Origin of the sequence: Pseudomonas sp. BS3782 TE3695 (genome assembly GCF_050435305.1) — a bacterium.
Lineage (GTDB): Bacteria > Pseudomonadota > Gammaproteobacteria > Pseudomonadales > Pseudomonadaceae > Aquipseudomonas.
In genome coordinates this window covers 1,887,239-1,897,498 of sequence record NZ_JBNDKB010000001.1, presented here as the reverse complement: position 1 = coordinate 1,897,498, position 10,260 = coordinate 1,887,239, and the positions used below count along the sequence as shown (strand labels likewise).

General features: G+C 57.4%; 12 protein-coding genes and 1 other RNA gene. 4 read left to right on the top strand and 9 right to left on the bottom strand.

Annotated elements, in window-relative coordinates; all coding sequences use genetic code 11:
• Positions 1 to 222: 222 nt before the first annotated feature.
• Together rnpB and rsmI are read right to left on the bottom strand one after the other, a co-directional pair.
• Positions 223 to 576, bottom strand: an RNA gene (gene rnpB / locus ABH909_RS08680) — RNase P RNA component class A.
• A 73-nt stretch (positions 577 to 649) separates the two neighbouring features.
• Entirely contained in the window at positions 650 to 1,555 is a 906-nt protein-coding gene (gene rsmI / locus ABH909_RS08675) for a 16S rRNA (cytidine(1402)-2'-O)-methyltransferase (RefSeq protein WP_429432215.1), read from the bottom strand.
• A 176-nt stretch (positions 1,556 to 1,731) separates the two neighbouring features.
• Here rsmI and ABH909_RS08670 point away from each other — a divergent pair, with 176 nt between their 5' ends.
• The 4 genes from ABH909_RS08670 (at position 1,732) to ABH909_RS08655 (ending at position 5,178) form a co-directional block, all read left to right on the top strand.
• Entirely contained in the window at positions 1,732 to 3,543 is a 1,812-nt protein-coding gene (locus ABH909_RS08670) for a penicillin-binding protein activator (protein WP_429432212.1), read from the top strand.
• Complete coding sequence (locus tag ABH909_RS08665) at positions 3,543 to 3,905, top strand: YraN family protein (protein WP_095632531.1); 363 nt, start codon at positions 3,543 to 3,545, stop codon at positions 3,903 to 3,905. Before ABH909_RS08670 ends, ABH909_RS08665 begins: the two co-directional genes overlap by 1 nt.
• 104 nt (positions 3,906 to 4,009) lie before the next feature.
• Positions 4,010 to 4,603, top strand: a complete 594-nt coding sequence (locus ABH909_RS08660) for a phosphoheptose isomerase (protein WP_007904374.1) — start codon at positions 4,010 to 4,012, stop codon at positions 4,601 to 4,603.
• Positions 4,600 to 5,178, top strand: a complete 579-nt coding sequence (locus ABH909_RS08655) for a BON domain-containing protein (protein ID WP_429432209.1) — start codon at positions 4,600 to 4,602, stop codon at positions 5,176 to 5,178. Before ABH909_RS08660 ends, ABH909_RS08655 begins: the two co-directional genes overlap by 4 nt.
• A gap of 170 nt (positions 5,179 to 5,348) precedes the next feature.
• Here ABH909_RS08655 and ABH909_RS08650 read toward each other — a convergent pair whose 3' ends face one another.
• The 7 genes from ABH909_RS08650 to rplM form a co-directional block, all read right to left on the bottom strand.
• Positions 5,349 to 5,759: a ClpXP protease specificity-enhancing factor gene (locus tag ABH909_RS08650; RefSeq protein ID WP_095632533.1), complete on the bottom strand. Its 411-nt coding sequence runs from the start codon at positions 5,757 to 5,759 to the stop codon at positions 5,349 to 5,351.
• Positions 5,760 to 5,775: 16 nt separating this feature from the next.
• Positions 5,776 to 6,393, bottom strand: coding sequence for a glutathione S-transferase N-terminal domain-containing protein (locus tag ABH909_RS08645; protein WP_007905304.1), 618 nt, complete (start codon positions 6,391 to 6,393; stop codon positions 5,776 to 5,778).
• A 150-nt stretch (positions 6,394 to 6,543) separates the two neighbouring features.
• Complete coding sequence (locus ABH909_RS08640) at positions 6,544 to 7,326, bottom strand: cytochrome c1 (RefSeq protein ID WP_429432206.1); 783 nt, start codon at positions 7,324 to 7,326, stop codon at positions 6,544 to 6,546.
• Positions 7,326 to 8,537, bottom strand: a complete 1,212-nt coding sequence (locus ABH909_RS08635) for a cytochrome b (RefSeq protein WP_007905302.1) — start codon at positions 8,535 to 8,537, stop codon at positions 7,326 to 7,328. The genes ABH909_RS08640 and ABH909_RS08635 overlap by 1 nt, the downstream gene beginning before the upstream one ends.
• Positions 8,537 to 9,130 (bottom strand): ubiquinol-cytochrome c reductase iron-sulfur subunit, encoded by a 594-nt coding sequence (gene petA, locus ABH909_RS08630; RefSeq protein WP_007905300.1) that lies wholly within the window; start codon positions 9,128 to 9,130, stop codon positions 8,537 to 8,539. The genes ABH909_RS08635 and petA overlap by 1 nt, the downstream gene beginning before the upstream one ends.
• A gap of 267 nt (positions 9,131 to 9,397) precedes the next feature.
• Positions 9,398 to 9,790 carry a 30S ribosomal protein S9 gene (gene rpsI / locus ABH909_RS08625; RefSeq protein WP_002555064.1) on the bottom strand — a complete coding sequence of 131 codons (393 nt, stop codon included), beginning with the start codon at positions 9,788 to 9,790 and terminating at the stop codon, positions 9,398 to 9,400.
• A 14-nt stretch (positions 9,791 to 9,804) separates the two neighbouring features.
• On the bottom strand, positions 9,805 to 10,233 hold the full coding sequence (gene rplM, locus ABH909_RS08620) for a 50S ribosomal protein L13 (protein ID WP_007905295.1): 429 nt from the start codon (positions 10,231 to 10,233) through the stop codon (positions 9,805 to 9,807).
• Positions 10,234 to 10,260: the final 27 nt, after the last annotated feature.

Below are 10,260 nucleotides of genomic sequence, written 5' to 3'. Positions count from 1 at the left end.
ACGGAGATTTAGCAGCGTAAAAGGAGGGTTAACGAGAATCTGACGGATGAATTCGCTCAATAACTTGAATCAGCACATAAGGCTGCGTTCAGAAGTTAAAGTAGTTTGTTAAGAGTAAGATTTTTTCGGTATTACAAAAGCGCTTCTGCTATTGATTCAGCAGGGAGGGAAATTGCCATTACACACATCGCTGCCAATGACTCGGCAGAGAGGAGAAAAAAGGTGGAGAGTCGATCTGTAAGCCGGGTTCTGTCTTGAACAGTCATTCGTCTACGATGGCCATCACTGGACATCTTTAGCAACCTACCCGGTCCCAGCGCGGGCCACGCCTTGGGACCCTATTTGGTCTTGCTCCAAGTGGGGTTTACCTAGCCACGAACTGTTGCCAGACGTGCGGTGCGCTCTTACCGCACCTTTTCACCCTTACCGGCGCCGAAGCGCTTAGGCGGTTATTTTCTGTGGCACTTTCCGTAGGCTCACGCCTCCCAGGCATTACCTGGCACTTCGCCCTATGGAGCCCGGACTTTCCTCCCCCCCCTAATTTTCATAGAGGGCAGCGACTGTCCGATCGACTCTCCGCCGCGAAGATTAACGGCAGAGCGACCGAAGAACAAGCGCTAAAAGCCTCTGGCCGGCGCTGCACGTCGATTTACTCGCCCTTCTGTTTATCCAGCGCGACCTGATAGAGCACATTCTTGCGTTCGCCGGTAATTTGCGCCGCCAATGCCGCCGCACGCTTGAGCGGCATCTCTTCGAGTAACAGATTGAGAATACGCATGGCTTCACTGCTGACAGCGTCTTCGGTCTCAGGAGCAGTCCAACCCGCCACCAGCACTACACACTCGCCACGCTGCTGATTGCTGTCCGACTCGACGAATTCGCGCAACTCGGCCAGCGGCAAGCCTTTGAGGGTTTCGAAGGTCTTGGTCAGTTCCCGCGCCAGCAACGCCGGACGCTCGGCACCAAATACCAGCTCCATGTCTTGCAGGCACTCGAGGATGCGGTGCGGTGCTTCATAGAAAATCAGCGTGCGCGGCTCTTCTTTTACCAGCTCCAGACGAGCCCGTCGGCCGACAGCCTTGGCTGGCAAAAAACCTTCGAAGATGAAACGGTCAGACGGCAGGCCCGCCGCCGACAATGCCGCAATCAAGGCACACGCCCCCGGAACCGGCACCACATTGACTCCCGCGGCACGAGCCTGACGCACCAGGTGATAACCCGGGTCGGAAATCAGCGGTGTCCCGGCGTCGGAAATCAACGCCACATCGTCGCCCGCCAGCAGACGCGTGATAAAGCGGTTACCCTCCTCCCGCTCGTTGTGTTCATGGCAGGCCGCCAGCGGCGTGGGAATACCGAAATGCTGCATCAATCGCTGGGAATGGCGAGTGTCCTCGGCGGCAATCAAGGCGACGTCGCGCAGGATTTTCAGCGCACGCGCACTGATGTCGTCCAGGTTGCCGATGGGCGTCGCCACCACATAAAGCGAGCCAGCAGCGGAATTCAAAGCACCTGGAGCAGTCAAAGCGCGCACCTCATGATCGGTAAAAGGCGACATTGTAGCGCGTAGCAGCACTTACGATACGCCTCACTCTGCGCGGGTTTTCCAGCCTTTTGAGCAGTGCGGCAACATTTGCACGAGCTAAATTGATCGATTCACGCCAGTAACATCGCGCCCCGGCCAGTGCTTGGGTACAATTCCACGCTAATTTGATCGAGTATCAGGAACACTACATGATCGCTTGCCTGCGGCTGTTTACTGCCCTTTGCCTCGTTGCCTTGCTGGCGGCCTGCGCCAGCTCGCCCTCTTCCAGCCTTGGCGAACTTCCACGGACCCCGGATGCCAGTATCGAGCAACTGCTCGAGCAGGCCACCAAAAGCAAAGATCCGGAAAAAGCCGCCCTGTTGCGCCTGAGCGCGGCAGACCTGGCTTATCGTCAGGGCAATGCCGGCCAGTCCGCGCAAATCCTGCAACAGGTGCCAGTGGAACAACTCAAGCCGGGCCAGCAAGTCTTCGCCAGCACCCTGGCGGCTGAACTGGCCATGGTCCGCAATCAGCCCAAAGCGGCGCTGACTGCCCTGAGTCATCCAAGTCTGCAACGCCTGAGCGAACTGCCCGTCGAACAACAGGTTCGCACCGGCACCGTTCATGCCCGCGCCCTTGAGGCCGATGGCCAGACCCTGGCCGCCGCACGGGAGCGCATCTTTATTGCGCCGATGCTTGAAGGTGAAGCGGCCAGCAAAAACCACGAAGCGATCTGGACCCTGATCGCTTCGCTACCGACCGATCAATTGCAGCCAACCACCGACGATGACCTCGGCGGCTGGATCCGTCTGGCGCTGGCGGTAAAAACCGCCGGCACCCTGGAACAGCAGCAAGCCGCGATCGACAACTGGCGCGAACAGAATCCAAAGCACCCGGCTGCCATCCAGCTGCCGTTGCCACTGACCAAACTCAAGGAGCTGGCCAGCCAGCCCCTGAGCAAGATCGCCCTGCTACTGCCGCAAGACGGCCCACTGGGTTCGGTTGGCAAAGCGCTGCGTGAAGGTTTCATGGCTGCGCACTACCAGGCGCAACAAGCCGGCCAGAAGCCGCCAGCCATCGAGTTCTACGACAGCTCGCGCCTGACCTCCCTCGACGAGTTCTATCGCAAGGCCCAGGCCGATGGCGTGCAACTGGTCGTCGGCCCGCTGGAGAAGCCGCTGGTCAAACAGCTTAGCGCGCGTCCGCAACTGCCGATCACGACCCTGGCCCTGAACTACAGCGAAGGCACACAAGGTCCGACCCAACTGTTCCAGTTCGGTCTTGCCGCCGAAGACGAAGCCCGCGAAGTGTCCCGTCGCGCACGCGCCGATGGCCTGCACCGCGCCGCGATCATGGTGCCGAAAGGTGAATGGGGCGACCGCGTACTCAGGGCGTTCAGCCAGGACTGGCAAGCCAACGGTGGCAGCATTGTCGCTACCGAACGTGTCGACCAGCCGGTGCAACTGGCCCAGCAGATTGCCGACATGTTCCAGCTGCGCCAGAGCGAAGGCCGCGCCAAAAGCCTGCAAAGCACCGTTGGCTCGCAGGTTGCCGCTCAACCTTCGCGTCGCCAGGACATCGAGTTCATCTTCCTGGCCGCGACGCCGCAACAGGCTCAACAGATCAAACCGACCCTGAACTTCCAGTACGCGGGTGACGTGCCGGTTTACGCCACCTCCCACGTATTCAGCGCCAGTGGCGATCAGAACCAGTACAACGACATGAACGGTATTCGCTTCTGCGAAACCCCATGGTTGCTGGATGCCAATGATCCGCTGCGCAAACAGGTCACTGCGCAATGGCCACAAGCCGGCGGCAGCCTGGGCCGTCTGTACGCGATGGGCGTTGACGCCTATCGCCTGGCACCGCGCCTGGGGCAACTCAAGGCCTTGCCGGACAGCCGCATCCAGGGTCAATCGGGCAGCCTGGGCATGACTCAGAGTCAACGGGTCGAGCGTCAGTTGCCATGGGCAGAGTTCATCAACGGTCAGGTTCAACGCCTGCCGGATACCTCACGCTGATGCCTGACAGGTCACGCCAGCAAAGCGGAAAGGATGCCGAGCGCCATGCGCTCGAGCATCTTCAGCAACGAGGTCTGCGCCTGCTGGCGCAGAACTGGTTGTGTAAACGCGGCGAGCTTGATCTGGTCATGCTTGATGGCGATACAGTAGTATTCGTCGAAGTCCGCTACAGAAAAAACACCCAATGGGGTGGCGCGCTCGATAGCATTGATGGGCGCAAACGGCAGAAACTGATTTTCGCCGCGCAGTATTTTCTTCAGCGCGAGTCGCGTTGGGCCAATTCCCCCTGCCGCTTCGACGTGGTTGCCATCGACAGCAACCTTGATCAGTTGAACTGGTTGCAGAATGCCTTCGACAGCTGATCGCTTGCGTCCCGAACCGGACACCTTCACCCAACACTTTTGCTCTTTGCTTTGCGGGCTGCACATTCATGTGCCGAGTAGCCGCGCTAATTAAGGTCACACAGATGGACATGCAATCGCGAATTCGCCAGCTTTTTCAGGCCAGTATCGACACCAAGCAACAGGCGATGGACGTACTTGCACCGCACATCGAGCAAGCAAGCCAGGTCATGGTCAACGCCCTGCTCAACGAGGGCAAAATGCTGTCCTGCGGCAACGGCGGTTCCGCCGGTGACGCACAGCACTTCTCCTCCGAGCTGCTCAACCGCTTCGAACGCGAGCGCCCGAGCCTGCCTGCCATCGCGCTGACCACCGACAGCTCGACGATCACCTCGATCGCCAACGATTACAGCTACAACGAAATCTTCTCCAAACAAATCCGCGCCCTCGGCCAGCCGGGTGATGTTTTGCTGGCGATTTCCACCAGTGGCAATTCGGCAAACATAATTCAAGCGATCCAGGCCGCACATGATCGCGAAATGATTGTCGTAGCATTGACCGGTCGTGATGGCGGCGGCATGGCGTCACTGCTATTGCCTGAGGACGTCGAGATTCGCGTGCCGGCCAACGTCACAGCACGTATTCAGGAAGTCCACCTGCTGGCGATCCATTGCCTTTGCGATCTGATCGACAGCCAACTGTTCGGGAGTGAAGAATGACCCCTAATCGCCTAGGCCTTCTGGCCTTGACCCTGTGCCTTGGCATCAGCGGCTGCACCTCGGTGGTTAACGCCAGTCGCGAAGCGCCGATCGATGATGACCGCGGTACCCGCACCTTCGGCAGCAAGATCGACGACTCCCTGATCGAAACCAAGGCCGGTGTAAACATTGCCAAGGCCGATCCGGACCTGGACAACAACTCGCACATCGTCGTCACCAGCTTCAACGGCGTGGTACTGCTTGCCGGGCAAACCCCTCGTGCCGACCTCAAGGCCAAGGCAGAACAGGTTGCCGCCTCCGTTCAGCGCGTGAAGAAGGTGCACAACGAACTGCAAGTACTGCCACCATCCTCGCTGCTGGCGCGTCAGAACGACACCTGGCTGACCACCAAGATCAAGACGCAAATGCTTACCGATCCGTCCATTCCGGGCTCGCGCATCAAGGTTGTGACCGAAAACGGCATCGTCTACTTGCTGGGTCTGCTGACCAAGCAGGAAGCGGCCCAGGCGACCAATCTGGTACAAGGCGTTTCCGGTGTGCAGAAGATCGTGAAGTTGTTTGAGTACATCGATTGACGCGACTGTAAGCGCTGGTAGAAGCCTGTAGGAGCTGTCGAGTGAAACGAGGCTGCGATCTTTTGATTTTGCCTTTAAGACAAGTCAAAAGCTCGTTTCACTCGACAGCTCCTACGGTTTGAAAGTGGTGAAGTAATAAAAAAGGCGATCCATTCGGATCGCCTTTTTTATTACTTCACCACTTTCAAACTGGGTCGACCGCTGGGACGCGGCGGCTCACTGTCGGGTGGCGGAACATCATCATCCGGCTCGATCTCTTCCTCGTCTTCCAGAGGCTCCATATCGAATACCATGCCTTGACCGTTCTCCCGGGCGTAAATGCCCAGGATCGATGCGATAGGCACGTACAGAGTGTGCGGCACGCCACCGAAGCGCCCCTCGAAACTGACTGCCTCGTTGTCCATGTGCAGATGACGCACGGCTGCCGGGGAAACGTTCAGGACAATCTGTCCGTCACTGGCAAAACCCTGAGGCACCTGCACCGATGGATACTCGGAATTGACCAGCATGTGCGGGGTGCAATCGTTGTCCACAATCCACTCGTAGAGCGCGCGGACCAGATAAGGTCGACTGGAGTTCATAGCGGCTCCTTAAGCCTTAGCGCATATCGCGTTCGACACCAGACAGACTCGCCTGGAAAGCCTCACGCGCAAACGAGCGCTCCATATAATCAAGCAGCGGCTTGGCAGGCCGCGGCAGTTCAATACCCAGAATCGGCAATCGCCAGAGTATTGGCAATAGGCAGCAATCCACCAGACTTTGTTCCTCACTGAGGAAAAACGGCTTGTCGGCAAACAACGGTGACACGCCTGTCAGGCTTTCGCGCAGCTCTTTACGAGCCACGACGCGGGCTGCTTCCTTGGTCCGCGAATCCAGAATCAGATCCACCAGGCCACACCAGTCACGCTGAATGCGATGAATCAGCAGACGACTGTTGGCACGCGCCACGGGATAAACCGGCAGTAGCGGCGGGTGCGGGTAACGCTCATCCAGATACTCCATCACCACGGTCGACTCCCACAACGCCAGGTCACGATCGACCAGGGTGGGCAGGCTTCCGTAAGGGTTCACTTCAATCAGTTTAGGCGGCTGGCGACCAGCCTCCACGTAAATGATCTCGGCGCTGACACCCTTCTCTGCAAGTACGATGCGCACTCGGTGGGAATAGTGGTCGGCGGGGTCGGAGTAACAGGCCAACCGATTGGTCACGCCCATGGCGGTCCTCCTCGCTTGTTGAAATTATCGGAAACGGAAAAACACGCGCGCCCAGAGGGCGCCTCCCGTAACGCCTGGATCACCAGACTCGTTACACCTTCAGAGACGCCCCTGGGCGCGTGCGATTAACAGCAATGGCTTACAGCTTTATCAATGGACGTCTTTCCAGTATTCACGCTTGAGCAAGTAAGCGAATACGAAGAAGAACGCCAGGTACAGCAACACATAGGTACCGATGCGCTGATGCTGCAGCTTCACCGGGTTGGCCGAGTAGGCCAGGAAGGTCACCAGATTCTTGACCTTCTCATCGAACTGCTCTTCGTTCAGCGTGCCGGTTTTCGGCAATACAGTCAGTTGATCGCAGGCTTCATGGGTCAAAGCGGTGCCGGTCAGCGGATCGTATTGCTTCTTGCCGTCATCGACGACTTGAACTTGTTTGCAGCCTATCACCTGACGACCCTGCAGGCCGACAAGAACGTTAGGCATGCCGACGTTCGGGAACACCTTGTTGTTCACGCCCCATGGACGCGACGGGTCTTCATAGAACGAACGCAGATAACCGTAGAGCCAGTCGGTGCCACGAACACGAGCCACCAGAGTCAGGTCGGGCGGCGCCGCACCAAACCAGGTCTTGGCGTCAGCCGGCTGCATGCCGATGTTCATGTGATCGCCAATCTTGGCGCCGGTGAACACCAGTTTCTCAAGCATCAACTCGTGAGGAATGCCCAGGTCATCGGCGACACGCTCGTAGCGCTGGAACTTCGCGCTGTGGCAGCCCATGCAATAGTTGGCAAACGTACGTGCGCCGTCCTGCATGGCAGCCTTGTCGGAAACGTCGATGTCGACCTTCTCAAGCTCCGGGCCACTCGATGTCGATGCGAAAGACAGCACAGGCATCGCCGCAAGAATCATTACAGCAAATAGCTTTTTCATCAGCCAGTCACCCTTTCCGGAACCGGTTTGGTCTTCTCGAGCCTGGTGTAGAACGGCATCAGAATGAAGTAGGCGAAGTACAGGAAGGTACATACCTGCGACAGCAACGTACGGCCTGGCGTTGGCGCCAGAACACCCAACACACCCAGGATCACGAACGAGATGCAGAACACCCAGAGCCAGATCTTGCTCAGCCAGCCTTTGTAGCGCATCGACTTGACCGGGCTGCGATCCAGCCATGGCAGGACGAACAGCACAGCGATGGCCGCGCCCATGGCGATTACGCCCAGGAGCTTGTCCGGAACCGCCCGCAAAATCGCGTAGAACGGTGTGAAGTACCAGACCGGAGCGATGTGCTCAGGGGTCTTGAAGGCGTTCGCCACTTCAAAGTTCGGTTTCTCGAGGAAGTAGCCGCCCATTTCCGGGAAGAAGAATACGATCGAGCAGAAGATGAACAGGAACACCACCACGCCGACGATATCTTTCACGGTGTAGTACGGGTGGAAGGCAATGCCGTCCAGCGGTACGCCGTTTTCGTCTTTGTACTTCTTGATGTCGACGCCATCCGGATTGTTCGACCCCACTTCGTGCAGCGCCAGAATGTGCACCACCACCAGACCGAGGATCACGATCGGCAGGGCAACCACATGCAAGGCGAAGAAGCGGTTCAGGGTAATACCGGAAATCAGGTAGTCACCACGAATCCACTGGGTCAGGTCGTTACCGATGACCGGGATCGCGCCGAACAGCGAGATGATCACCTGGGCCCCCCAGTAGGACATCTGGCCCCACGGCAGCAGATAACCCATGAAGGCCTCAGCCATCAACGCCAGGTAGATCAGCATGCCGAACACCCATACCAGCTCCCGCGGCTTCTGGTACGAACCGTAAAGCAGGCCACGGAACATATGCAGGTAAACGACGATGAAGAACATCGAAGCCCCGACTGCATGCAACATGCGCAGGATCGACCCGTGCTCGACGTCGCGCATGATGTATTCGACGGAAGCAAACGCTTCTTCCGCCGACGGGGTGTAGCTCATGGTCAGCCAGACACCGGTAACGATCTGGTTGACCAGAACGAGCAGTGCCAGGGAGCCAAAGAAATAGAAGAAGTTGAAGTTCTTCGGGGCGTAATACTTGCTGAGATGGTCTTCCCACATTTTGGTTGCGGGGAAGCGCGCATCAACCCAATCCATGAACTTGCTCATCACGCTTTCTCCGTATCGACGCCAATGACAATGATGTCATCGGTCTCATAGGAATGCGGGGGAACTGGCAGGTTCAAAGGCGCAGGTTGCGACTTGTAGACGCGGCCAGCCAAATCGTAGTGAGAACCGTGGCAAGGGCAGAAATAACCCCCTACCCAATCCTTGCCCAGGTCTGCAGGAGCCACTTCCGGACGGAAAGTCGGTGAGCAACCCAGGTGCGTGCAGATACCGATCAGCAGAAGAACTTCTGGCTTGATCGAACGCGTTTCCGGGTCGACATAGGTCGGTTGCGTCGAGTTCTTGGAGGTCGGGTCAGACAGCTGGCCCTCGATCTTTTTCAGATTCCCCAGAATTTCCTCGGTACGGCGGACAATGAACACCGGCTGGCCGCGCCACTCAGCAATCATTTGCTGACCTGGCTCGATTTTGCTGACATTCACTTTCACCGGTGCACCTGCGGCTTTCGCCTTGGCACTGGGAAACCATGACCCCACGAACGGGACCGCAGCCCCCACCGCTCCTGCAGCACCCACCACGGATGTGGCTGCTACCAAGAAGCGACGCCGGCCTGCATTCACGCCGTCATTGCTCATTCAGTCCTCTCCCATCAGCTTTGTGGCCTGTTAAATCAGGCGTCTACTAAGTAAAAATCTGAACTTATAAAAATTTTGCCGAATGGTAATGAAAAGCCCCAATCCTGACAAGGTAATTACCGAGGGGCTTCACTGCCAAGCCTTGCAGTATAGGGCCTCTGCGGATGTGGCAAGTTGTCACAGCGCAACTCCTCGATAAATCACGCCCATAAAAAAACGCCCAGCTTCGCGAGGAAACTGGGCGTTCTTCTTGAACGCGAAAGCGAATTAACGCTTCGAGTACTGCGGACGCTTACGCGCTTTACGCAGACCAACTTTCTTACGTTCAACTTCACGAGCATCGCGAGTAACGAAGCCAGCTTTGCGCAGAGCGCCACGCAGGGTTTCGTCGTACTGCATCAGTGCGCGAGTGATACCGTGGCGGATTGCGCCAGCTTGACCACTTACACCACCGCCGATCACGGTGACGTAGATGTCGAACTTCTCGACAGTCTCAGTCAATTCCAGCGGCTGACGAACTACCATGCGGGCAGTTTCGCGGCCGAAGAAATTATCCAGCGAACGGTTGTTGATGGAGATGTTACCAGTACCCGGACGCAGGAAAACGCGTGCGGTTGCGGTCTTGCGACGGCCAGTGCCGTAATTTTGAGTCGCCGACATAATGAACTATTCCGTTAAAACTTCAGTTCTTGGGGCTGCTGAGCAGTATGAGGGTGTACAGCGCCCGCATAGACTTTCAGCTTACGATACATGTCGCGACCCAGCGGGTTCTTAGGCAGCATGCCTTTGACCGCGGTCTCGATCACGCGCTCAGGGGCTTTAGCGATCAGCTTTTCGAAATTGATCGACTTGATGCCGCCCGGGAAACCGGAGTGGGAGTAGTAGATTTTGTCGGTGGTTTTAGCACCGGTTACACGAATCTGCTCGGCATTGATAACGACGATGTAATCGCCGGTGTCAACGTGAGGAGTGTACTCAGCTTTATGCTTGCCACGCAGACGGCTCGCGATTTCGGTGGCCAGACGACCCAGGGTCTGACCTGCAGCGTCGACGACAAACCAGTCGCGCTGTACTGTTTCCGGTTTAGCAGTAAAAGTTTTCATTCTTTATAGCCTCAGGGGCCGCCCTGT